Source organism: Ferruginibacter albus, assembly GCF_020042285.1.
GTDB classification, from domain to species: Bacteria; Bacteroidota; Bacteroidia; order Chitinophagales; family Chitinophagaceae; genus Ferruginibacter; species Ferruginibacter albus.
The window spans coordinates 2,464,040-2,488,571 of the sequence record NZ_CP083388.1 but is presented as its reverse complement, the minus strand read 5'-3'; the positions used below and the strand labels follow the sequence as shown (position 1 = coordinate 2,488,571).

Here is a 24,532-nt window from a genome sequence, read left to right as displayed (position 1 = left end):
GTAGCAATTATTGCTACGCTCTTTTTAAATGTGTTTATTGGTGAACGCTTTATTTAAATCGAAGATTGTAAGTAGCGCCTATGCCAACGTTTTGTACAGCGCTGCCGTCAACAAATACATGATTATACAATGCATAAAAATTCCAGTTATAATCATGATAACCTATTTGTGGTTTAATGTAAGCGCCTCCGGAAGTATTTCCAAAGTTGGTTAAGAAAGTATAACCACCATCAATGCCGGCAAAAAAACCTTTCGCCTCCGGATAATAACGGATCATTACGCCTAAAGGAATTTCGCCGAAAGAGCTAAACCCGCTTTTAGGAAAGAAATGGTCATAGCCACTTGCCAAGCCAAATCCCCAATGGTTGGTGCTCATTACCTGTCCACGAAGTTCAATGCCGGCGGTAAAAGAGCTTACATTGGAGGCATCGCCAACCGGCAATCCAACAGTAAGCCCGGCTTTTAACCATGAGTTTTTAGGTGTTATCTCTCCGGTAGAAGTAGTTGTTTGTGCAGATGTTTTTACAACCATGCATGTTGTTGCCAATAAGACTGTAAGCAGAATTTTTTTCATGAATTTAAGTTTTAGTATTTAAAAAGAGATGCAAATATATAGAGATAATCACACAGCCTTGTGAGTGATAAATGATGTGTTCAATGAAATTTTTTACTCCAGCAAAAAAGGAAGTGAAGTGTAAATAGGAATATTATCAATGTAAGGATCCAACATATCGGTGCAGGTAAATCCTTTAATAGCAACCAGGGAGTTGTTCACATATTTCAATTCTACATAAAAAGAACCAATGCTGTAAAGAATATAGGCAGTGCCGCGATCTTGTCTTTCGGAAATTACTATTCCCTGGTTCCACAAAATGCTTGTCTGCATTTCCTTATTCAGCATATTAAATTCATTGGAAGTCATTCGAGTGATTTTTGTTATTAATTAGCATCAAATGGCATACCAATAATTACGTGAATAATTTTTTACAAATAATTAATGAATTACTATGAGATATGGCTTGATTTTTTTAATTTGTACAACACTAGTTTATTTTTTATGAGAGCGTATTCAACAGCAGTGCAGGAGTTTATTACAGATTTCGATCTGATCAGTTCGGATGGGTCTGTGTCTTTTGATGCTATTGTGCAGTTTAAGGTAAAAGAAAAGACCACGCAATATAAAACCACTGTACAGGTAGTTACTATAGAATCTAAGCGTACAGATGCTATCTACTTGTTCAATAAAGACATAGCATCCGATTTGTTTCCCAATACATTTAAAAATACAAAGGATAATGTCTATTATATTGATGAACGTTATTTGATGATCATTTCGGACAATGCTTCGCATGGAGATTTTAAAGCGTTCATTTATCCAAAGGTTGCAATAAATAATGCAAGCGAAGTGGAAGATGTTTCAACTTTTATTTAAGTAGATACTTAAGATTATATATAAAACTAAATCCCCTCCGAAAGGAGGGGATTTTGCTAATTGCTATATATGTCGATTATGAGAGAGAAAAAATTGTATAAAACTATTTGGACAAAAACTAAGCCGTTTCTTCTGCCACATTTCACTTACACATTGATGCTAAAAAATTCTACACATTGGGGAAAAATAACAACATCGTAATATTACTAAGCAACTTTTTATAATAGTTACATCATTTTGTTTAAAAGCCAGTACAGATAAGTAATTGCAAAGAATAAAGGACAGTGTAATTTATCTTTCTAGCTGTTCGGCACAATATTTATTTAATAGAAACTATAGGTTTTTCAATAAGGGATTTTTCGAACGGAACTGAATTTCTATTTAGTTCCCTTCTTTTTTATAGCCTTGACAAAGTGGGCTTATTTTTAAAATGATGATAACTGTTATTACTCTGCTTTATTAATTTTTCTACGTCAGCCGCACTCAGCACGCCTTCTGTGATAAACGTTTTATCGTAATAAGAATTATAGGATATGAAAAAGTTTTTTATCTCATTGATCTTTTCTTCTTCTATCTGATCAATAGAATTAATGTGTGCATATACTTTAGACAAAACAGGTATTCCGATAAGTCTGTCATTTCTAATAGATATTTTGTTTTCATCCATCTCGGATGCCTGTATACCACCGATTATTCTGCATTCTACCACACAACCCGTAAAAAGAGCATGTTCAGAAAATACCAATACATCCAGGGGATCACCATCTTCTCCAACGGTATAAGGAACAAAGCCAAAGTCATAAGGAAACACAAGACCTTGAGGAAGAATCTTGTTTAATTTGAACATGCCGGCAGAGGGTTCGAACTTGTACTTGAAATGTCCCTCCTTAGGGGTCTCGATTATGATGTCATAATTTTTCATAACTCAATGGTTTAGTAAGTTTTTTAAATAGTAAGTGATTAGAATTTAATGCAACAAAACTCAAGCCATTTTAAATAAAAACAGGGCTTCCTTAAAGAAGAAGCCCCTTGATTCTTTTGCTTTCCTTCGCCGGTATTATCCGTGTCAGGTTCTATGGGTATTTCTCAGCTCTTTAAATTGTGAAGCACCCCTCAAATGAATCTGGGATATATAGATAAATAACCATGCCAGATATATTTTAACCGGGCAAAGATTTGTGAGAGAATATAGCAACGATTTTGTTTTTATCGGGGATATTCTGCTACAACACATTCATATAATTGTGTAAATGATTGTATTATAAAATCAGGCACAATTATTTTTACCTGTTATTCATTCATCACTATTTAAATGCTATTTATTATGAGTAATAGAAAAATTGCAGCAAGCTTTTTATCGGGAATTGCAATAGGCGCAATTGCCGGTTTATTATGTGCTCCTGATGAAGGAACAAAGGTCAGGAAGAAAATACTTCAGAAAAGTGAAGACATCACCAAAGCTTTGAAATGGAGTGTAACAACCATTCGTGAAGCATTGATGAGAGAGTACAAAGAGGCTGAAGAAGCAATTGCAGGTGCAACTGATTTCACCAGGAGCGAAACATCGATCCAGTCTTGATTTGTGATCAAATGCAGTTGAAAAAATTATACAATTTTTTCAAACAATTATGTAACAGGTCTATTGCAATCATGCACTTATCTTTGACCCGGTGTTTTTCGTAGGGCAATTACTTTGAGAGGTAATCAAGCAAGGCTCCGTTTACGGAGCCTTTTTATTTCATACATTTTAGCAGCGTGATCTTATACAATTACAATCCACGGAAATAAAATCCTCAAGCAGGGGAAAATAATCGGCGTAAAGAAAGATAAATACGGTTTATTCTTACAGGCATATTTGTTGCAAAAACAATAAGAAAAAATTATTGTATGAAACAAAGTCTTGTCATCGCTTCTTTCATCTTATTAATTACATCGATCGGATGCGGACAAAAAAAACAAAAGGAAGATGCATCACCGACTTCTGTAAAAGCAGATACGGTAGCAACTAAAACACAGGAAGTCAATCTTCCTGAGCCATATGCTACTCCATCTGCAAAAAAAATCAGTAAGGTTATCGGTTGGCCGGCAAATAAAACACCCACGGCGCCGGCGGGTTTTGTAGTTAATCTTTTTGCAGATAGTTTAAATAATCCACGTTGGATATATGTTGCAGACAACGGGGATATTTTTGTTGCAGAAGCAAAGGTTGAGCATAACCCACTCAAATCAGTAATGAATGGAAGTGCAGACGACATCCTCTTATTCAGAGATACAAATGGAGATGGAATACCTGATCTTAAAACAGTTTTTTTAAAAGGATTAAATAAGCCATTTGGAATGTTGATAATTGGAAATACTTTTTATGTAGCAAATACCGATGCGGTAATGGCATTTCCTTACACGGCGGGAAGTAATGCTATAACTGCGGCAGGTAAAAAAATTGTTTCTCTGCCGGGAAATAAAAGACACTGGACACGTAACATAGTTACCAACGATACAAAGGATAAGATCTATATTTCTGTTGGTTCCTCCAGTAATGTAGCAGAAGATGGAATAGATAAAGAAGTAAGACGTGCCAATATCTTAGAAGTAAATACAGATGGCAGCGGAGAAAAGATATATGCCAGCGGTTTGCGAAATCCAATTGGGATGGATTGGGCTCCGGGTACAAAAAACTTGTGGGTGGTTGTAAATGAACGGGATGAATTAGGAGATGAGTTAGTGCCGGATTATTTAACAAGTGTGAAAGAAGGAGGATTTTATGGTTGGCCTTACAGCTATTTTGGTCAGCATCTTGATCCAAGAATGAAAGACCAGCAAAACCCTGACCTGGTAGCAAAAGCAATAGTGCCGGATGTTTCCATGAATGCACATACGGCAGCATTAGGATTGACATTTTACAAAGCAACCGGTTTCCCTGAAAAATATCGCGGAGGAGCTTTTATCGGAGAGCATGGTTCCTGGAACCGTTCAAAGTTTGCAGGATACCAGGTAGCTTTTGTACCATTTAAAAATGGTAAGCCAATTGCCGCACCCGAACCGTTTCTAACCGGGTTCATTGCAGATGAAAGTAAAGATGAAGTGTACGGCAGGCCGGTTGGCGTTGCTGTTTTAAAGGATGGCTCATTATTGGTAGCTGATGACGGTGGAAACAGACTATGGCGGGTTAGCAAACAATAATTATATTATTATAAATAAGTAGAAAAACAATTTATGATCTGTGCCCAAAACAATTTCATTCACAACTAAAACAAAATGTATGAGTAGTTTAAAATTTTTAAAGAGCTGTTTTTTATTAGCGATCGTTATTGGTTTAAATGCCTGTGGTAACGGTGGAAATAACAATGAGAATACTGTAAACACAAAAGACACAGCAGAAGCAAAGAATGATGCAAAGTTTGACAAGGTTGGAGAAAAAGATGCACAGGCATTGGTGGATGCTTATGCTGCCAGTACGTTTGAACAACGCGTTTCTGACACTGTTAAAATGTATTCGTCCAATGCAGATGTACAATCCATTGCCGGAACAATGGCCGATGCGCATAGCAAATTAAATATGAAGATCAAGGGACTGGCAGATAAGAAAGGTGTTTCATTGCCTGCCGATATTACGCCAGAACAGGCAGACAAGATCATGAAATGGAAAGAACAAAAAGATAAAGCGGAAAGAGATAAAGGCTATGTAAGCGATCTTGTATCGGCGCATAAAGATGCAATAGACCTGTTTCAGAAAAGTGCACAAAATTGTACAGATCCTGATATAAAGGCGCTTTTTTCAGATGCATTGCCTGAGTTGCAACATCACCTGGAAATGGCTACAGCATTGCATGATAAGATGAAAAAATAATACAGCACCTATCGTTTCAACAGCCGGATATTTGATCCGGCTTTTTTATTGTATGACCAGGCGCAAAAGAAAACAGGGAACGTTTAATTCCCTGCTTCCTAAATTATCAATTCCTTTTTGAATAACTATTCGTTATCCATGTTGTTGTCCATGTTGTCATCTCTCATATCAGAAGAATGTTTTGTACTTCTTCCTCCAACTTTTGATGATTGAGTGGATTTGCTTTGATTGCTCTTTTCAGTCCTTGTAGGATGAGTTCCTTGAGAACTTTTTGGGGAACTTTGACGTTGTTTAGGCCCCTGTTGATTTTTAGTTGGCATAACAATTATATTTTTAAAAGTAAATAATGAATGTATGAAATCAACATTGATGCCAAGGTTGCTTGAATGTTGAAATCTTTATCAGCGTATATTTTTGGCATGAATGATAAACATATTGTGTATGTTATTGCTCATTTGTTATTGAATTGTGAGTATATGTAGAAAGGCATGAAAGTTTCTATATACTAAGCATGCAAAATAACATGGAAGAGAATGTGGTCTCACTACCCAAGCGTACTATGAACGCTATTGTAAATGATCCTGAAAAAACAGCCGAAGCAATTAAGCTGGTATATGTGGATGATAAACAAAAAGGAATCACAAGAGTTAAAAGTGGTACATCATTTAAATACCTGCTGGATGATAAAGAGGTAAAAGATAAAGAAGTATTAAAGCGTATTGCTTCATTGGTAATTCCGCCTGCCTGGGAAAATGTGTGGATATGTACGTTGGCTAAGGGGCATTTGCAGGCTACGGGTTTAGATGCAATGAAACGTAAACAATACAAGTATCATCCGTTGTGGAGTGTATTGCGCAACTATACCAAATTCTTTCGCCTGCATCATTTTGGAAAAACATTGCCTGATATAAGAAAACAATTAGATAAAGACCTTGCTTTGCCCGGTTTGCCTGTGGAAAAAGTATTGGCTGCTATTGTTAGCCTGATGGAACGCACAGGTATTCGTATCGGTAATAATTTTTATGAAAAATTATATGGCTCATTTGGGCTGACTACTTTAAAAGATAAACATGTAAGCATCTCCGGCAATACGGTGAAATTTTCCTTTAGAGGAAAGAAAGGAGTAGAGCATGATATCAGCATACAAAACAAAAAGCTTTCGGCAATAGTTAAAAAATGCAGAGATATACCCGGCAAAGAATTGTTTCAATATTATAATGAAGACGGAACACATCACTCCATCGATTCCGGAATGGTGAATGAATATATAAGAAGACTATCAGGGGCAGATTTTACAGCAAAGGATTTCCGTACATGGGCAGGCACGGTGCAGACGTTTATGGCATTTAAAGAACTGGGCAATTTTGAAACTGCCGGTGAAGCAAAAAAGAAAATAGTTGAAGCATTGGATATAGTAGCAAAACATTTAGGAAATACAAGAACGGTTTGTAAAAAATATTATGTACATCCCGTGCTGTTGGACCTTTATGAAAACAATAAGCTGGATAAATATATTACTCGCTTAAACGGCGCAACAAATGCCTCTAACAATAATGAATTGACAGTAGAAGAGAAAGTAGTGATGGAGATTTTGGAAGGAAAGTGATTTTGTGCGTTATTGTGTTTAAATTAGCTGCATAACTCTTAACCGGATAAGTGTAACCGGCCAACCCTCATTTTATGCGAGCACTGTTGTTAATAATTTTTTTTACAATTTCAATAAAAAGCTTTTCCCAATCTGGCAATACGTTTAAGAAAAACACGTTGCTGTTAAGCAAATTATTAGATACGCTTGGTTCAGAGATTGATACCAGCTTTAAATTATTGATCATTTCGGGAGATGTTTACCAAAATAAGAGCATAGAGAAGTTTGTAAATGAAAAGCATATAAGTTTTGTTGTGGTACGATCAATTGGTCCGGATGCAACTTATCCTAAGGAACCGGTAAAGTCTATTTTAATAGACATATTCTCCAATCCTTTTTTAGCTACTGTCGGGTTTATGCATACTTCTTATAATGCTGTAGGAGAAGTTATAAGTTATTCTGAGAAAGAAGATAAGCCGCTTCAACAATGGGAGTATGATGAAAAGAAGAAGGGATTGGTACGTATTGATAATGCAGATGTTCAAACAAAAATTTATGGAGAGTATTACAGTGATACGTTTGGTAAATTGGATATAAAGCCTGATAACAATTATAATTGGACAGTTACCGGCGGTTGTTCGCATGGTAAGATCATGAGTGATACAGGAACGTATTGGATACAGGGTGATACGGCTTTTACTTCATCAAAGCAATGGCGGCAAATTGGGGAACAGAAATATTTAATTAAAAAATTGGATTCCGATCTATACTGCTTAACAATAATTTACAGATCAGATGCTACTTTGCCGAAATCATATTCAGGGAGATTGAATGATTATGAATATATGGGTAATAATTTTAGATGCATTTCACAATATCAGCAAAAAGAAAACGGTGAATTTGTAAAGACAAGAATAAGTAAAAAATATTGAAACTGACAGCAGAGCACTTCATCCATGAATAACAATAAGATAAATTCAACATAGAATGCAAAATAAAAAACAAGGTGTTTTAAAAATGACGTCTAAAATAGCTTTGATTGTTTTGTTATTTACTATCGTTGAACAATTAGCAAGGGCTTATCAAACAGGGTATCAATTAGTAAGCCCATTAATAACGGAACATACAATTTGGGAAATAAATAAGCAATTTATTTTTCAAAGTTTTGTTTGTGCAATAACAAGCATACCCGCACTTATTCTTTATTTTTTTGACAAATATATTTTAGTGATCGCCTTGATCTTATTGGTATTAATAGCTTGTAGATTTATTTATATTTAAATTCTCATTTAACAGTTTAAATAAGAAGTTATAATTTTTTACCATTGCTTGTCAATAGTGCATAAATAACATACAGCCATCCCAATATGCCGTGAATGATCGCCCACAAAATAGACTTATTACGGCTCCAGGAAATAACAACGGCGACAATGGTTCCCAAGCCTACACCCGGCGCAATATATGCAGGATGCATATAGCCATAATTACCGGTTGCGATGCAGGATGAAAAAAGTAAAATTATAGTCAGTAAAGAAATAAGTTGTTTCATGATGTATGTTTAAATTATGTTTATCCGTTTACAACAGTTCCGCCATTAGGATGCAACACTTGCCCGCTCATATAAGTAGCTGCTTCGCTTGCTAAAAAAAGATAAGAAGGTGCTACTTCAATTGGTTGCCCCAGGCGCTTTTTAGGAACATCGGCACCATGCTTTGCTGTTTTTTCCGCATCGAAAGATGCCGGTATCAACGGTGTCCAGATCGGGCCCGGCGCAACAGCATTTACACGTATATCTTTTTTCTCCAGGTTTATGGAAAGACTTCTTGTGAAAGCTACTACAGCGCCTTTAGTAGCAGAATAATCCAATAGTTCAGGACTTCCTTTGTAGGCTGTTACAGAAGCAGTATTTATTATTAAGCTTCCTTTTTGCATATAGGGTAGCGCTGCTTTTGTTATGTAAAACATAGCAAGAATATTTACCCGAAACGTTCTTTCCAAATGATCGGGTTTTATTTCTTCCAATGTTTTAGCGTCATGCTGTTCCGCTGCATTATTAATTAAGATATCTATCCTTCCAAATTCTTTCACTGCCGCTTCTACCAACCTTTTACAAAATGCAGGTTCTGCTATATCGCCTGGTACCAATATTGCATCGCCGCCATAATGTTCAATTAGTTTCTTTGTATCATCTGCATCTTCGTGTTCATTTAAATAGGAGATGATGATCTTTGCACCTTCTTTTGCAAATAAAACAGCAACCGCTTTACCAATGCCGCTGTCTCCGCCGGTGATCAATGCAATTTTTCCTTTCAACATTCCGGTTGGTTTATAATCAGGATCATCTGTTACGGGCTTCGGATCCATTTTCTTTTCAGAACCGGGTAGTTGTTGCTTTTGCGGCGGCATTGTTCGTGTTTGCGCTTCCATAAAAATAGTTTAGAATATAACTGGGTATAAACTAAAACTGCGCCAACGAATTTGTAGAAGAAAAAAGTTTGAAATTATAAAAACCTGTAGATTTTGTTACACAGAAATTAATTCCTGGAAATTGCATCTGCTACAATTTGTAAAAGATGTTTCATCTCAAATGGTTTGCTAATAAAGTACTCAGCACCGGCTACCATGCAAACTTCTTTTGCATTCGGCAATGCAGAGATCATGATGATGGGAATAGATGCTATTTGTGTATCTTCTTTAATATTCTTACAAATATCGCAACCATCAATACCAGACAAAAGCTTATCCATTAAAATAGTTTTGGGCGCTATTTCTTTTATATGGTTTTTGATGTTGTCTGCACTCTTTTTAATAAATACTTCGTACCCGTTATAATCCAACATGGTTTTCAACATCGTTAAAATATCTTCATTGTCGTCCAGGATCAATAGCCTTTCTTTTTTAGCGCTCATAGTTTAATTGTGTGTTGGAATAATAAAGCTAAAAGTAGAACCTTTTCCTTTTTCACTTGTAACCATTATTTTCCCGCTGTGTTTTTTTATGATTTCTGATGCAATGAATAAGCCGATGCCAAAACCAGGGTATGTTTTTTCATCTTTTCCTTCCACACGATAAAAACGCTCAAAGATCTTTTCGTGTTCCTGCCTATCTATCCCAATACCATAATCACGTACAGAAACATGCACTTCCTTGTTATTCGCCGTAACCGTTACATCCACCTGGTGGTTGTTCGGCGAATATTTTACAGCATTGGTAAGAAAATTAATGAGTGCTTGCGAAATTCTTCTTTTATCAGCAAACACTTCTATGTTGTTGCCCGGTTTTGTAATGTTGATAGAATGAGCCGGTGTAGCATACCTTATTTCTTTAACTGTTTCTTCCACCAATGTATTTATATCAAATTGTTGTTTTTCTAATTCAAGAGCGCCTGTTTTTATTTTAGACATATCCAACAGATCGCCGATAAGAGTGGTAAGTGTTATGATCTGCTTGTCAATGGTAAGCAAAGCATTATTAAGAAAGGTATCTTCCTTTTTTGCATAAATGCTTAATAATATCTGCACATAACCTTTTATAGATGTAACAGGCGTTTTTAATTCATGACTTGCAATGCTGATAAAAAAATCTTTCTGTTCTTCAGATTCTTTTATCTGGTGTATGTCTGTACTGGTACCTACCCACATTTGTATATTGCCATTGCAATCTTTTTGCGGAATGGCTCTGCTTAATTGCCAGCGATATTCACCGGTATAACCACGTAATCGATGTTCCAGGATAAAATCTTCACCTGTATCAATGGAGTGTTTCCATCGCCTGATATTCTCTTCTTTGTCATCCGGGTGTACAACATCCATCCACCCGTAATTATAGATGTCTTCATATTGTAATCCCGACTCATCATACACAGCTTTATTAAAATAATTCAGGTTTCCTTTAATATCGCTTGTCCATATTTTTTGTGGCATCGAGTCTGCCAACAAACGAAATTTTGCTTCACTTTCCTGCAGGTCTCTTATGATTTTTTTCTGTTCAGTAATATCCCTGGCTACTTTAGAAGCACCTATGATCATGCCATTGGAATTTTTAAGAGGAGATATTGCTAAGGAAACATCCAGCAGCCTGCCATCTTTTGTCAATCGTTTTGTTTCAAAATGTTCTACTCTTAATCCTTTCTTTAATGTTTCAATTATTGTTGTTTCTTCATTCAGGCGGTCGGGGGGGATGATCTTGGAAATATGTTGTCCTATCATTTCTTCCGGCGTATAACCAAAAATTCTTTCTGCAGAATTATTCCAACTGGTAACAATGCCGTCTAATCGCTTGCTTACGATCGCATCTTCCGATGAAGCAACTATAGCAGCCAGTGTTGTTTTCATTTCATCAATGATCCTGTTTTCGGTTATGTCTGTCATTGTTCCATATACACGGATGGGCACGCCTTCGTTAAAAATAACCTTTCCTTTCATATGTGCCCATATTACTGAATTGTCAGGACGAATAAAGCGGGCGTTGTACACGTAGATGCCATTTTGCTTTGCAGCTGCTAATGCATCTTCCACAATTTTTTTATCATCAGGATAGATCTGATCTACCATTTGCTGATGTGTTAAGATCGCAGAAGGAGGGTGTCCCAATATTTCTGCTACTTTTTCTGAATAAATGATGTCGTCTGTTGTAAAGTCAAGATCCCAGATGCCGAGCTTACTAACGTCCATAGCTAAACGAAGTCGTAGTTCTTTTTCTTCGAGCGACTGCAGAATGTTTTTTTCTTTGGTAACATCTGTAACGATTCCGATAGATGATATTGGTTGCTTGTTTTCATCAAATGTGATAGAGCCGTTTACACGCACCCAATGGATAGATCTGTCGCGATGAACAATTCGAACTTCATAATTGATAGTACCGGTAATAAAAGCTACTTTGATTATCTCATTCCTGTAATCCAGGTCATCGGGGTGTATCCTGGCAGGAATATCGTGGATAGAGGGTTTGCTGCCTTTATCAAAGTCGAACATCTCCATATATCTTTCGGAAACAATGAAAGTGTCAGTAGGAAAATGGCAATTAAATGTAGCAATGCCTGCTGAGTTTAATATGGTTTGCAACTCTTCATCCGGTATTTTAATTTTTTCTGCTATTGACATTCAACTTGGTATTGCTAATTAAAAATAACGAAATAATTGTGAGTAATAACAAGCTAATAAATATGCAATAGAATAAAAGTATGGCATAATTATTATGCACTTAAAGGGTGTAGAATTATTTCCACAATTTTTGATCAAAGCGTATTTAAGTACGTTAAAAAAATAAATACTTCAATTTTTTATATAGCTTACAGTATTGCTTTTTTACACACTATCAAATTATACAATATGAAAATGAGATCTTTTTTGCTTGTACTATTTCTCTTTTTCTTTTTTGTTGTTCGGGCGCAAAAAGATACTGGTAAAGATGCTTCGTCTTTGTCTGATCTTTCTCTGGATGAATTACTGAATACGCAAGTGGTGACTGCTTCAGGTTATCTGCAAACAGTAGCAGAAGCGCCATCAACGATAACTGTAATAACTGCACAACAAATTGCTGAAAGAGGATATGAGCAATTGGAAGATGCATTACGTGATGTGCCCGGCATAGACATGATACATGTTAACGGTTATGCACCCACGCTTTTTTATTTTAGAGGAATGTACGGAGCTGAAAACCTGCGTGCTTTACTGATGATCGATGGAATAGTTGAAAATAATATTTTAGGAACGAATGATATGGCCGGTCCGGTATATAGTTTACACAATATTGATCATATTGAGATCATATGGGGGCCGGCATCTGCCTTGTATGGGGCCAATGCCTTTGGCGGTGTAATTAATATGATCAGTAAAAAAGGACAGGATATAAATGGATTGCATGCGGAAAAAGGATATGGAACGTTTAATACTTCTTTTGAGAAACTAAGCGTTGGACTAAAAGAAAAGAAGTTTGAATTTGCTTTTGCCGGAACGTTGTATAATACAGATGGCCCAAAATTTACAAACAGGGATCCGAATTATGCCGCCTCTTTTGTTGACAACGGCTATTCATTTAATGGTACTATCAGTTACAATGCGGAAAAGTCTGTAACAACATTGGGTTATCGTACGTATAATACGCCAATGGGTTGGGGCACTTATTCCAATAGTCCTACTGTCTATTTAAGGCTGCCTTCACAGGGATATGGAAACTCAGGGGTAGTAGGGCTTTTGACTAGTTCAATACGTGGGGAAAAACCGGGATTGGATGAGTCTTATCTGCAAACGATCTTTCTGCAAAATGAATATAAGCCGAACGAAAAATGGGATATCTTAAGTCGTGTTTCGTATAGAGAAACAGGTACAGCAGATGATTCGTATGTTTATGTAACAGCAGACGGAAATAAACTTATACGTGCCAACATTGCAACGTATTCTAATAGTGTATCCGGAGAATTGTCTGCAAATTATATGTTGTCTGAAATGCATAAATTTTCTGCAGGCGTTGAAGCAAGACAAGATAATGTAGAGCAAGGCAGCAGGCAATCAACCTTTGATTCTACTATTTATTTTTTAGATGGAAAAGATACTTTGACTAATCTGCATACAACCTACCTGCCAAGACAATATGATATACGTAATAATATCGGAAGCTATCTTCAATATATCTTAAATACAAACCTCCTGGGCAAAACAAATTTTACCTGGGGAGTTCGATATGATTATAACAGCTATTTTGGAAGCATGACAAGTCCAAGAGCTGTCGTTGTGAATCAGCCGAATGATAAGCTTACATTAAAGTATCAATTTGGAATGGCGTTCAGGGCGCCTACCAACCTTGAGATACACCAGGCTCCTCCTGATTTTTCTTTAAAAACAGAAAAAATAAAAACGCATGAAGTGAATATCATTTATTCCTTCTCTAAAAATGTAAGAGCTCAATTAAATTTTTACCGCAACGAATTAACGGATGTAATTGTGTTAAGCAATTTATCAGGCTTTAATGCCAATAAAAATCCGGGCAAGCTACGGGTAAATGGAATAGAAGGAGTTGTTGATTGGGTGATATCTAAAAATGCATCTGCCTTTGCCAATTTTACTTACAGTGATACACGTGGCGAAAATTTGATAACGGGATTGGTGCGTAATGTTTCTGCCATTCCAAAAATAAAAGGAAATGCAGGGGTAACTGTCCATGTAAATGATCTGTTTACATTTTGTATTACAGAGAACATGGTCGGTGAAAGACCAACTCCGTTTACTGATCCTTACGGACCCGTTGCAGGTTATGCACTTACCAATTGTGAGATCACCACAAAAAAAATGTTTGATAACAGGGTAACAGCAAGTTTAAATATCAAAAATATATTTGACGCTCATTGGTTAGATCCGGGTTTTAGAACTGCCGATGGGCTGGTGTATTCAACAGTATTGGAGCAGCCGGGAAGAACAGCTTTATTTAAAATAAGCATTGACTTAAATAATTAAGATATAGATGATAGCGAAGAGAATTATAACCGTTTTTACTATGAGCATGGTAATGCTTATGGCATCTTCTTTTTCATCTTTTGTGCCGGATCCCGAACAGGAATATGCATTGAAGGCCGCTTTTTTGTATCGCTTTGCAGATTATATCGATTGGCCGGAAATAACATCTTCCGACAATTTCGTAATAACAGTATTGGGCGAATCGGCAATTACACCGTCCTTAAATGAAATAGCAAAGGCTAAAAAAATAAAAAACAAAATTGTATCTATCAAAGTAGCCCAGAATATTAATGATATAAGTGATTGCCAGATTTTGTTTATTTCAAAAGGTTTTGGGACAGATATTAGTGCAGTTACTTCAAAGCTTGGCAATAGACCGGTGCTTATTGTAACGGAACAAAAAGACGCTTGTACAAAAGGTGCGCACATCAACTTTTTTATCGGAGATAATAAATTGAAGTTTGAAATAAATTTAAAAGCAGCGTCACAGGCAGGTATTAAAATAAGCTCGCAATTATTGCAGCATGCCGCTTTTGTAATTAATAATTAGATAAGAGCAGATCGAATATATGTTTAGCATAAGAGGATTATCTATAAAAAGTAAATTGATCGGGATACAGATGTTTACCTGTCTTTTGGTGCTAGGCTTATGTTTTGTCGCTTTTTTGATCAGTAGTATAAAAGGCTATAAAGAAAGAAAGGTAAGAAGCGCTGAATCTATTGCGCAGGTTATTGGTAGTAATAGTGTATCTGCTATCCAGTTTTTAGATAATGAAGCGGCAACAAAGATCCTCGAAAACTTTCAGCAAGTACAAACAGATGTGGTTAATGCAAGTATATTGGATAAGAGTGGAAATGTATTTGCAACCTATACCAAAAAAGATTATAGCACATATCATTTTCCCGCCCCATACGTTAATTCATACCAGTTTGAAGGCGACAGTTTATTATACGTCTATCGAAATATCAGTAAAGACAAAGAGCTTTTTGGTACAGTATGCCTGCAAATACAGCTTACAGAACTACAGCAGATAAAACAGCTCAACTATACGATGACAGCTTTATTGCTGATAATTGGAATGCTTTTCTCTTTTATAGTCGCTTACATCAATCAACGTTCTATTTCAAAACCTATATTATCATTGGTGAATGTTATGGAAGAAATACGCAACAATGGGGATTACGGACAACAAGTGCCGGTTGCGGGAAAAGATGAGATCTCTACACTTTCGGCTGAATTCAATAGTCTATTAAAAGAGATTGTCAGCAGCCATCAAAAGAAAGATGAATTTATTGGTGTAGCCAGTCATGAATTGAAAACACCTTTAACTACCATTAAAGGATTTTTGGAATTACTGGATGAAATTGAAACGGAAGAAACAAAGCGCATATTTGTTCAGAAAGCGTTAAGCGGAACAAGAAAATTACAGGATCTGATCGTTGACCTGCTGGATGTATCAAAAATTCAATCCGGGCAATTACAGCTTAATATCAAGCAATTTAATATTGATGAATTGGTAGACGAGTGTATTAATAATATGCAGATCAGTACGCACAAGCACATGATCGTAAAAAATACCTTGCCTGTTGATCAGTTTGTTTTGGCAGACAGGCATCGTATTGAACAGGTAATTGTGAACTTTGTATCGAACGCTATTAAATATTCTGCTGATGGAAAAGAGATTTTAGTTGGGATCAAAAAAACTGATCCTTCTATAATTGTAAGCGTTAAGGATTTTGGTTTAGGAATATCTGCCGAAGAATTGGGGAAAATATTCGACCGTTTTTATAGGGCTCCGGGTAAAAGTGTCGGTATTTCCGGTTTTGGATTAGGACTTTATATATGTTCACAAATAATAAAATTGCATAACGGTAAAATCTGGGCTGAAAGTAAAGAAGGAGAGGGTTCAGTGTTTTATTTTGAATTGCCAATAAACAATGTATAAGCTGCTTTCATTTAGCATTGAGAAGAGAAAACAAATTGATAATACTTTGTATAAGGTTTATGTAAAGAAGAATACCAACTTTGCATACATTTATCTTTTAAACATTTATGACACGCTACTTATTTCTTAGTATAGTATTTACTGTGCTGTTTTGTTCCTGTAAAACTACCCGGCAATTAGCTCCTGAAAATACTAGTTTGAACGGGAAGGTATTTACTTCTCTTTTTCAGCAACGTGCGGCTGAATATAGGGCGCTTTGCCTGCAATCGTATAATATCGCCCGTTTACGTGCAGATGAATTTGTAGCCCAAAGTACAAAGCCTAAAGCCATTATTACCGATATCGATGAAACAATTTTAAATAATAGTCCTTTTGCAGTACACCAGGCATATAGCGGTAAGGAATATACTCAAAGTGATTGGTACGATTGGACAAGCAGATCTTCCGCTGATACAATGCCGGGAGCTGCTAATTTGCTGAACTATATCCATTCAAAAGGGATCAACATTTTTTACATTACTAACCGGGATGAGAAAGAACGTAGCGGCACTTTAAAAAACCTGCAACAATTTGGTTTGCCTGACGCAGACAGTGCACATTTATTATTAAAACAATCATCATCCAGTAAGGAAACAAGAAGGTTGCAGGTGATGAAAGATTATGAAGTTGTGCTGTTAATGGGAGATAACCTGTCAGACTTTAGTGCTTTATTTGATAGAAAAACGGAAGAAGAACGTAAACAAAATGTGGATGCTTCGGTTACTGAGTTTGGAAAAAAGTTTATTGTTTTTCCCAATGCTAATTATGGTGATTGGGAAGGGGCTTTGTATAAATATAATTATAAGCTTACCCAACAGCAGAAAGATTCTGTGATGAAAAGTGTATTGAAGATTTATTAATACCTTACTTTACCTCATCCCACAAATGTTTCACCAATCCATCTACTAATCCGATTTTAGGAACATAAATTTCATTGGCATTTGCCCAGCGCATAATATTAATGAATATCTGTAATGCCGGCAAGATCACATCGGCTCTGTCTTCGCGGAGGTTGTATATGTTTATTCTTTCTTCTAAACTAAAGTTGCCAAGCTCTTTATAATAATCTTTCAGGAGCTCTAATGTAAGAGGTTTTCCGTCTTTCTTTTTACTTAATGAAAATACTTTGTTGATATTCCCGCCACTACCGATCGCTATTACTTCTTTTTGTCCTTTGGTAATAGAACGTACAACTTCTTTCATAAAATCCCATTGCTTTTCATCTACAATACCTTTTAATAAACGTATGGTACCTATGTTGAAAGATTCTTTAAAGGTGAGTATGCCATTGCTAAAAAAAGAGATCTCTGTACTGCCGCCGCCTACATCAATATACATGTAGCTGTGTTCTTTGTCTAAATTTTCAGCCACATGATTTTCATAAATAATGCCGGCTTCATAATCACCGCTGATAACTTCAATTTCTATTTCCGTTTCCAATCTTACTTTACGGATAATGTCTGCAGCATTTTTTGCATCACGCATGGCGCTGGTGGCACAGGCTTTTAAATGTTTTACTTCATAAGCATTCAATAAGTGTTTGTATGCTTTCATGGTTTGCAATAGCATTCCGATCCTTTGCTTGGAGATAGCGCCTGTTTCAAATACATCAAAGCCTAATCGCAGTGGCACACGCACTAAGTTTACCTTATTAAACGAAGTGTTTCCTTTTTCATCAGGCTTTACTTCAGTAATTAATAATCTAGCGGCATTACTTCCTATATCTATAGCTGCGAGCTTCACAAATGGGTTTAGTAGTTTAGTTGTTTAATAACCTTGTGATTTTATTTGTTGATGTGTTCTAAAGGTGATGAATAAAGAACAAAAAAGTACAAGTGAGTGACACAACAATGCTGGTAGCGGTATCAATGCTTGTTCCCAAAAAAATCAACAGCACAAATATAATACTATGAACTAATGACTAGAGGCTAACGACTATCAATCGAAGTTGATGTGGATAATTTTCGATGAAGATAATTGTAGGTTTCTACCTGGCTGCGAACCTTCTTTTTGTTACGCGGATTTACATATTGATTGTTAAGATCATTGTCCAGTATGCGGGCCTTTATATTGTCGGAAAGCTGAATTTGTAGAATATCCTTTAATTCATCCCTGATCTCTTTCTCAAAAATGGGACAGGCAGCTTCTACGCGGTGGTCGAGATTGCGAACCATCCAATCTGCAGATGAAATAAATACTTTTTCTTTCCCGTTATTATGAAAGATAAGGATGCGTGCATGCTCCAGGTATTCATCAATAATGCTAAGGGCCTGCACAGGAATTTTAAAACGTTTATTTGACGTAAACATGCAGCAAATGCCACGTATGATCATTTTTATTTCTACACCTGCTTTTGCAGCTTCGTACAATTTCTCAATAAGGCTTAGATCACTTAAAGAATTTAGCTTAAGCGTAATGGCAGCAGGCTTTTTGGCTTTCGCTGCTTTTATTTCTTTATCTAAAAGATCGGTTAACTGCCTGCGCATGGAAGTAGGGCAGACCAATAATGTTTTACAGGATCTTAACAGGTCCATTCTTTCTTTAGGCTGCTCCAGGTAATTAAAGATGCGGTTCACATCTGCCATTATATTTCTGTCGGATGTAAGCAAACAATGGTCGGCATATATTTTAGAAGTTCGTTCATTTAAATTGCCTGTGCTTACAAAGCCATAATGAACGGTGCGATTGTTAACTCTCTTTTTAATTAAACAAAGCTTGGCATGTACTTTCAGGTCATGCACTCCCAGCAATACTTTTACGCCTTCTTCTTCCAGTTCCTCTTTCCATTGTAGGTTTGCTTCTTCGTCAAAACGGGCTCTTAATTCCAATACTACAGTTACTTCTTTTCCGTTACGAACAGCATTGGTTAGCGCATTAATAACTTTAGAACGGGGTGCTAAACGATAACAGGTTATTTTAATGCTCGTCACTTCAGGGTCAATGGCGGCTTCACGCAAAAGATCGGTAACGCTGTCAAAGGAATGATAAGGAAAGTTCAGCAAAATATCTTTCTCCAAAACTATATCCGTAATACGTTGAGCGCTTCTTAGTGCAGGATGTATGAACGGTCTTTTCCGAGGATTCTTTTGTTCAAAAACAGCCTCCGGAAAGTCAATAAAATCTTTAAAATTATGAATACGGCCACCGGCGATCAAATTGTCTTTTTGCGATAGCCCTAAGCGTTTAACCAGGTACGTTAGTAAGGAGGCATCGATCTCTTTATCAAAAACAAAACGTACGGGTTTGCCTTTTCTGCGACTTTTAATTCCTTTTTCTATTTTTTGGATAAGAGAGGTGGAGATGTCATTATCAATATCTATCTCCGCATCACGGGTTACTTTAATGATATAAGATGAAAAAACATCGTACCCAAAAAATGAAAAAAGATAAGGCAAACAAAAGCGTACTACATCTTCCAATAAGATAATATGATGTTCGCCGGGTTTGGATGGCAGTATCAAAAAACGAGATAATCTTCTCGATGGAACCGCTACCAACGCAAATTTTTGCGGAATACTTTTATCCGCTTTAGAAAGTTTGCAGGCAAGATAAATAGACTTATCGTTCAGTGTAGGGAAGGATTGTATGCTTTCGATCATCAACGGAACAATGTTTGTGCGCACCTCTTCATTAAAATAATTGGTAACAAACTTTTGCTGTTCTTTAGTTAATTGCTTTTCAGTAATGAGAAATATCTTTTGTTTTTTCAACTCACGAAAAATATCATTCCATGTATTTTCAAATACCTGCTGCTGTTCAATTACTTTTTCCTGTATTTCCTCCAGTATCAATTCCGGTGGAATATCGAGGTACATATTCTTTTTATTACCTACTTCAGTAAGCCGTTTTAATGTGGCAACACGAACACGAAAGAATTCATCCAAATTATTGGAGAAAATACCCATGAACTTGATACGTTCACGTAATGGTACGTTGGTGTCGGCAGCTTCTTGTAATACCCGCCCATTAAAGGAAAGCCAGCTTATATCTCTGGCGATTGTTTTTCTTTTGTGCATTTTTATCCTTGCTGAAACGCAATATGCAATTTTTACTAAAGAAAGCAATATTAATTTTTACTTAAAATAAATGCTGTTTGAATGTGTATGCTTTTTATACACCATAATAATTAAGTAACTTGCCTATCGAAAAATTTTGCCATGACAAAAGATACCCGTATAAATGTTTTAAATATTGGTTTGATGTTGCTAAGCTGTGTAGCTGCATTCATCATGCCATTTGAAGTTTTTTTATTTGCCTACGCCTTCATGGGACCCTTACATTATCTTACTGAAATAAGCTGGCTGCACGACAGGCAATATTTTACAAAAGGTAAACACGATCATGTTATTCTCTGGATCATAGGAGCACTTATTGCGTTAGAAGCAATAGCACATAAATTGGGTATTAATCTGCCGCTTAGCAGTGAGTTTGGAAATAAAATAATTTTTGTTGCATTGGCAGGCTCTTTATTGATGGTGTTTGTACAAAATGTTTTCTTTAAAATATTCGGGCTGTTGTTTGTTTTGCTTATTTCAAACGCCATTTTTCAACCTGATGCCAGGGACGGCTTTACGTTTTTTATAGGAGCGTTATTGCCAACTTTGGTACATGTGTATGTGTTTACCGGCTTTTTTATTTTGTATGGAGCATTGAAGGCTCGTAGTTCTTCGGGTGTTTGGTCATTTATAGTTTTTGTGCTTTGCCCCTTTGTACTTTTCTTTTTATTTAGAGATAAAACGTTTGTTCCGGTAACTGAATACGGAATGAATGCGTACGGTAAAACAACAGACTCTGATGGCTTCTTTAGTTTAAACGTAGAAGTATTGGATCATTTCTTTGGAGCCTTTCATCAATTGAAAGATGCCCATGGAAATTTGTTATATTATGAAAACGGCAACGTTGCAATGGATTACGGCAATGCAGCTAATCTTGTTTTTCATTCCTCTACGGGCATCTTACTAATGCGTTTTATAGCGTTTGCTTATACGTATCACTATCTGAACTGGTTCAGCAAAACAGAAATTATTCGCTGGCATAAAGTTCCTAAAGCAAGATTTGTTGGTGTGATCATTTTGTGGGTAGCCTCTTTAATACTTTATGGCATAAATTATTCATTAGGACTAAACTGGTTGTTCTTTTTAAGTTTTTGCCATGTATTGTTAGAGTTTCCATTGAACATGGTTTCTATAACAGGTATAGGAAAAGAGTTGTGGAGCATACGAAAAACCGGGTTTGCTCCTAAGGTAGCAATGGCTAAGAAATAAATTTTAAGCATTTATTTTTTCTTGACCCTATATTTTTTATTTACTTCAGGATTGTTGAAGTAGTCATCCACCTCTTTTTCATCCGGTGTTTCTTCGGCAATAGGGATATCGATGAGTTGAATTTGTGTTTGTTTTAATTCCTCTTTAAGTTTTCCGCATTTATTGATAATGTCTGGATCGTGAGGACCTACCAACGTATTTTGCGTTAAAAGATATTCCAGTCGTTTAATACTGCTGCGGATAAGTGTTGCAACATTTTGATCATAAGAATTACCCGGAGCCACCGCTTCTTTTACAGGTACCAACGCCACACCAACACTTGGCAAAATGGCGCCTACCGTTTTTTGATTAGAGCCGGGCATGGATGAAAAAACAGTTCCTCCTAATGCGGTTGATGCAGAAGCAAGATCGAAACATATTCTTGTTTTCTTTACCTTTTTTATTTTCTTATCAACTAATCGAAAGCTTGCTTTTAACTGAACTACATATGTTTTTATATCCTCTTGTAGTGTTTGAAACTCTAATACCTGTTGGGGATAATTGATACTTTGTTTTACGGTCATTTCTATATGAGCTGTATCGGAAGCATGAAATTCGTTGGTGCCAATAAAATACAGATCAACTTTACGTTGTTTGTCTTTATCATTTTCTTTTACAAAATCATATGGTGCATACCATGTAAAATCACTGCCACAAGTTGTTATAGGTGTTAGCGACCTGATGGGATAATTGCTTATATAGGTGATAGCAGCAATTGGGAAGCTTCCATTATCGCATTGTATTTTAAAACGTACTGTATCACCCTCATCTACCATAAGGCTTTTAGTTACTGTTGGCTTTAGAGTAGAAGGTATTATCTCTGTACTGTAAAATAATATCGTAAAAGACGTATCTATTTTGTCTGTAGGGTCATTCAGGTTTTGTACACATACTCCGACTTTGTATTCATAATTATATTTTAAGCGACCGGATAAAAAATAGGATTTGTCTATCCTGGCAGTTATAAGCCCATTATCCTTGTTTATTTTTAGTCCGACAGGTTGGTTTCTTAAAAAGAAAAAATACTGAGAAGGATCTTTATTGATCTCTAACTGATATTTTAAAGATGAATCTACTTGAATGGTAAAATAAGGGCTTAAGTTTTTAATGCGAAGATCCGAGCTATTGTCTGCCTTTTGTAAAGCATCGAAAATGGGCGATAAATTAGGTAAGCTATCAACATTCTTTCGTATAAGATCAATTGGAGTTTGGCCTAAACCTGTAGAAGATATAATAACAGAAAAAAGGAAAAATTTCAGCTGTTTCATTCAAAATAGGATATTCTTTCTTTTAAGATCAAAACTACAAAATTAGAATTAAGTGATGTTATGCTATTGCACATTTAAAAAATCCAACTATCTCTTTCGTTTTTCGAGATGTTCTTCTTCTTTGCCCAATAAATGAAATAAATTATTTCTTCATCCTCTCTATAATTCCGGTTGTAGAAAATCCTTCTACTATGGGTACTATCTTTACTTCTCCGCCATTGGCAATCACTTCTTTTGCGCCGGCAATTTGTTCAACGGTATAATCACCACCTTTTACCAATATATCAGGTAGAATAGATTTAATAAGATCAAGAGGGGTGTCTTCTTCAAATACAACAATAGCATCTGTCATTATTAAAGAGGATAATAAGATCGCTCTTGAATGTTGATTGTTTACAGGTCTTGTTTCTCCTTTTAGTCGTTTGACGGAAGCATCGGCATTTAAGCCTACAATTAATACATCACCGTAAGTGGCCGCTTCTGTTAACGATGCAATATGTCCTTCGTGTAAGATATCAAACACCCCATTTGTAAAAACGATCTTTTTATTAAGTAAGCGCCAGCGGTTTATTTGGTGCTGAATAGATTCAATCGTAAAGATCTTATCGCCAATATATTTAGCTGATTGCATCCTGCTTTTTTTTGTTGACGTAATACATTAATACGGAAAAGATGATGCCAAACAATAACACTATGAAAGTGGTCACGCCCCACATTAAAAATCCAAATGCTTCACCAATTGGTTCCTCGATTGAATATAACAATAACACCCAGGCTACAGCTTTGGGAAAAGCGCCTAAGCCACCCGGCATTACGATCATAGCGATGGTTGCCAATGTAAGTACGGAACAAGCAGCATCTAACCCCAGGTGAGAAACTTCTTTGATTGCATTGAAACCTACATATATCTGCAAAAGATACATTGTCCAAATAAAAAAAGTATGTGCCAGGAACCAGCGCCGTTGTTTCATTTTTTTTACGGTGGTAATACCTTCGGATAAGCCGGTAAAGAAATTGCGTAAACGTACAGCAATAGGAGAGGTACTGTTTTTTTTAAAGAACCGGCGGATAAAAATTATTACCAGTATTAACACAACAATTGCAATAATAATTTTTATCAATGCTATTTCTGCACTGCTGCTGTGTATAAAATTCTCTAGGCTTTCTTCAATAAAGCTTCCTACCAGCTTAAATTGAATCAGTATGGTTAATCCAATAAAGATCAGGTAACATAACAGATCAAATATTCTTTCAAAAACGATGGTGCCTAATAATTTTTCAGCAGGGATTTTTTCATAGCGGGCTAATAATGTGCATCGCAATATTTCTCCAAATCTTGGTAAAAATGAATTGGCCAGGTATCCTGACATTACACAGCTGAAAGTATTGAACAAAGAGGGATTATAACCGAGTGGGTGTATAAGGATTTTCCAGCGCATGGCCCGGCTGATATGAGCTGAGATAGCCATGATAATTACGGGAATGATGAGCCAGTAGTTGGCATTGCTTAAGGCAAACTTGAATTTTTCAAGTTCAGCATTCGTCATTTTATGAAACTGCCACCAAACTAAAAAAACACCTATGCCTAAAAATAAAGTGTAATTAAGGATTGTGCGTAACCGTTTGTTCATATCAGGCTACAAATTACAAATAACAAATTA

The 24,532-nt window shown here is 36.2% G+C and carries 25 protein-coding genes and 1 riboswitch; of the genes, 12 read left to right on the top strand and 13 right to left on the bottom strand.

The genetic code is table 11. From position 1 onward, the window contains the following. Positions 1–49: 49 nt before the first annotated feature. Positions 50–574, bottom strand: a complete 525-nt coding sequence (locus tag K9M53_RS10860; protein ID WP_224014748.1) for a hypothetical protein — start codon at positions 572–574, stop codon at positions 50–52. Positions 575–667: 93 nt separating this feature from the next. Then, complete coding sequence (locus K9M53_RS10855; protein WP_224014746.1) at positions 668–922, bottom strand: hypothetical protein; 255 nt, start codon at positions 920–922, stop codon at positions 668–670. 135 nt (positions 923–1,057) lie between these two features. On the opposite strand from K9M53_RS10855, the gene K9M53_RS10850 reads away from it, so the two are divergent. Next, the gene (locus K9M53_RS10850) at positions 1,058–1,432 is read left to right on the top strand and encodes a hypothetical protein (RefSeq protein ID WP_224014744.1); all 375 of its coding nucleotides are present in this window, start codon (positions 1,058–1,060) and stop codon (positions 1,430–1,432) included. A gap of 397 nt (positions 1,433–1,829) precedes the next feature. Here the strand turns inward: K9M53_RS10850 and K9M53_RS10845 are convergent, their stop codons facing one another. Continuing rightward, positions 1,830–2,354: an inorganic diphosphatase gene (locus K9M53_RS10845; RefSeq protein ID WP_224014741.1), complete on the bottom strand. Its 525-nt coding sequence runs from the start codon at positions 2,352–2,354 to the stop codon at positions 1,830–1,832. Positions 2,355–2,456: 102 nt separating this feature from the next. Next, a riboswitch (TPP riboswitch) is annotated at positions 2,457–2,556 on the bottom strand. A 200-nt stretch (positions 2,557–2,756) separates the two neighbouring features. Here K9M53_RS10845 and K9M53_RS10840 point away from each other — a divergent pair. The 3 genes from K9M53_RS10840 to K9M53_RS10830 all read left to right on the top strand — a co-directional run bounded on the left by K9M53_RS10840 (position 2,757) and on the right by K9M53_RS10830 (position 5,279). Then, positions 2,757–3,011, top strand: a complete 255-nt coding sequence (locus tag K9M53_RS10840; RefSeq protein ID WP_224014739.1) for a YtxH domain-containing protein — start codon at positions 2,757–2,759, stop codon at positions 3,009–3,011. 308 nt (positions 3,012–3,319) lie between these two features. Further along, a complete protein-coding gene (locus K9M53_RS10835) occupies positions 3,320–4,612 on the top strand; it encodes a PQQ-dependent sugar dehydrogenase (RefSeq protein ID WP_224014737.1) in 1,293 nt (430 codons plus the stop codon). Positions 4,613–4,691: 79 nt separating this feature from the next. Then, positions 4,692–5,279 (top strand): DUF4142 domain-containing protein, encoded by a 588-nt coding sequence (locus K9M53_RS10830; RefSeq protein WP_224014735.1) that lies wholly within the window; start codon positions 4,692–4,694, stop codon positions 5,277–5,279. 125 nt (positions 5,280–5,404) lie between these two features. Here K9M53_RS10830 and K9M53_RS10825 read toward each other — a convergent pair whose 3' ends face one another. After that, a complete protein-coding gene (locus K9M53_RS10825; protein WP_224014733.1) occupies positions 5,405–5,599 on the bottom strand; it encodes a hypothetical protein in 195 nt (64 codons plus the stop codon). Positions 5,600–5,790: 191 nt separating this feature from the next. On the opposite strand from K9M53_RS10825, the gene K9M53_RS10820 reads away from it, so the two are divergent. The 3 genes from K9M53_RS10820 (at position 5,791) to K9M53_RS10810 (ending at position 8,145) form a co-directional block, all read left to right on the top strand. Further along, positions 5,791–6,885 carry a DNA topoisomerase IB gene (locus K9M53_RS10820; protein ID WP_224014731.1) on the top strand — a complete coding sequence of 365 codons (1,095 nt, stop codon included), beginning with the start codon at positions 5,791–5,793 and terminating at the stop codon, positions 6,883–6,885. A gap of 74 nt (positions 6,886–6,959) precedes the next feature. Continuing rightward, positions 6,960–7,796, top strand: a complete 837-nt coding sequence (locus tag K9M53_RS10815) for a hypothetical protein (protein WP_224014729.1) — start codon at positions 6,960–6,962, stop codon at positions 7,794–7,796. 55 nt (positions 7,797–7,851) lie between these two features. Then, entirely contained in the window at positions 7,852–8,145 is a 294-nt protein-coding gene (locus tag K9M53_RS10810) for a hypothetical protein (RefSeq protein WP_224014727.1), read from the top strand. Between the two features lie 28 nt (positions 8,146–8,173). Here K9M53_RS10810 and K9M53_RS10805 read toward each other — a convergent pair whose 3' ends face one another. The 4 genes from K9M53_RS10805 to K9M53_RS10790 all read right to left on the bottom strand — a co-directional run bounded on the left by K9M53_RS10805 (position 8,174) and on the right by K9M53_RS10790 (position 11,966). Continuing rightward, on the bottom strand, positions 8,174–8,413 hold the full coding sequence (locus K9M53_RS10805) for a hypothetical protein (RefSeq protein WP_224014725.1): 240 nt from the start codon (positions 8,411–8,413) through the stop codon (positions 8,174–8,176). A gap of 20 nt (positions 8,414–8,433) precedes the next feature. Further along, positions 8,434–9,291 carry an SDR family oxidoreductase gene (locus K9M53_RS10800; protein WP_224014723.1) on the bottom strand — a complete coding sequence of 286 codons (858 nt, stop codon included), beginning with the start codon at positions 9,289–9,291 and terminating at the stop codon, positions 8,434–8,436. A gap of 107 nt (positions 9,292–9,398) precedes the next feature. Continuing rightward, complete coding sequence (locus tag K9M53_RS10795) at positions 9,399–9,773, bottom strand: response regulator (protein ID WP_224014721.1); 375 nt, start codon at positions 9,771–9,773, stop codon at positions 9,399–9,401. 3 nt (positions 9,774–9,776) lie between these two features. Continuing rightward, positions 9,777–11,966 carry a PAS domain S-box protein gene (locus K9M53_RS10790; RefSeq protein WP_224014719.1) on the bottom strand — a complete coding sequence of 730 codons (2,190 nt, stop codon included), beginning with the start codon at positions 11,964–11,966 and terminating at the stop codon, positions 9,777–9,779. A gap of 234 nt (positions 11,967–12,200) precedes the next feature. Between K9M53_RS10790 and K9M53_RS10785 the strand changes: the two genes are divergently transcribed. The 4 genes from K9M53_RS10785 to K9M53_RS10770 all read left to right on the top strand — a co-directional run bounded on the left by K9M53_RS10785 (position 12,201) and on the right by K9M53_RS10770 (position 17,160). Next, positions 12,201–14,315, top strand: a complete 2,115-nt coding sequence (locus K9M53_RS10785) for a TonB-dependent receptor plug domain-containing protein (protein WP_224014717.1) — start codon at positions 12,201–12,203, stop codon at positions 14,313–14,315. A 7-nt stretch (positions 14,316–14,322) separates the two neighbouring features. After that, positions 14,323–14,865, top strand: coding sequence for a YfiR family protein (locus K9M53_RS10780; RefSeq protein WP_224014715.1), 543 nt, complete (start codon positions 14,323–14,325; stop codon positions 14,863–14,865). Positions 14,866–14,884: 19 nt separating this feature from the next. Continuing rightward, on the top strand, positions 14,885–16,261 hold the full coding sequence (locus K9M53_RS10775; RefSeq protein WP_224014713.1) for an ATP-binding protein: 1,377 nt from the start codon (positions 14,885–14,887) through the stop codon (positions 16,259–16,261). A gap of 107 nt (positions 16,262–16,368) precedes the next feature. Next, positions 16,369–17,160: a 5'-nucleotidase, lipoprotein e(P4) family gene (locus K9M53_RS10770; RefSeq protein ID WP_224014704.1), complete on the top strand. Its 792-nt coding sequence runs from the start codon at positions 16,369–16,371 to the stop codon at positions 17,158–17,160. Positions 17,161–17,164: 4 nt separating this feature from the next. Here the strand turns inward: K9M53_RS10770 and K9M53_RS10765 are convergent, their stop codons facing one another. Both K9M53_RS10765 and ppk1 read right to left on the bottom strand, forming a co-directional pair. Beyond that, positions 17,165–18,043, bottom strand: coding sequence for a Ppx/GppA phosphatase family protein (locus K9M53_RS10765; protein ID WP_224014702.1), 879 nt, complete (start codon positions 18,041–18,043; stop codon positions 17,165–17,167). A gap of 185 nt (positions 18,044–18,228) precedes the next feature. After that, complete coding sequence (ppk1, locus tag K9M53_RS10760; protein ID WP_224014700.1) at positions 18,229–20,316, bottom strand: polyphosphate kinase 1; 2,088 nt, start codon at positions 20,314–20,316, stop codon at positions 18,229–18,231. A 141-nt stretch (positions 20,317–20,457) separates the two neighbouring features. On the opposite strand from ppk1, the gene K9M53_RS10755 reads away from it, so the two are divergent. Continuing rightward, a complete protein-coding gene (locus K9M53_RS10755) occupies positions 20,458–21,564 on the top strand; it encodes a hypothetical protein (protein WP_224014698.1) in 1,107 nt (368 codons plus the stop codon). Positions 21,565–21,575: 11 nt separating this feature from the next. Here the strand turns inward: K9M53_RS10755 and K9M53_RS10750 are convergent, their stop codons facing one another. The 3 genes from K9M53_RS10750 to K9M53_RS10740 all read right to left on the bottom strand — a co-directional run bounded on the left by K9M53_RS10750 (position 21,576) and on the right by K9M53_RS10740 (position 24,502). Beyond that, positions 21,576–22,871 (bottom strand): hypothetical protein, encoded by a 1,296-nt coding sequence (locus K9M53_RS10750; RefSeq protein WP_224014696.1) that lies wholly within the window; start codon positions 22,869–22,871, stop codon positions 21,576–21,578. A 142-nt stretch (positions 22,872–23,013) separates the two neighbouring features. Further along, positions 23,014–23,502, bottom strand: coding sequence for a D-glycero-beta-D-manno-heptose 1-phosphate adenylyltransferase (gene rfaE2, locus K9M53_RS10745; protein WP_224014693.1), 489 nt, complete (start codon positions 23,500–23,502; stop codon positions 23,014–23,016). Continuing rightward, positions 23,489–24,502, bottom strand: a complete 1,014-nt coding sequence (locus K9M53_RS10740) for a lysylphosphatidylglycerol synthase transmembrane domain-containing protein (RefSeq protein ID WP_224014691.1) — start codon at positions 24,500–24,502, stop codon at positions 23,489–23,491. The genes rfaE2 and K9M53_RS10740 overlap by 14 nt, the downstream gene beginning before the upstream one ends. Between the last annotated feature and the right edge of the window lie 30 nt (positions 24,503–24,532).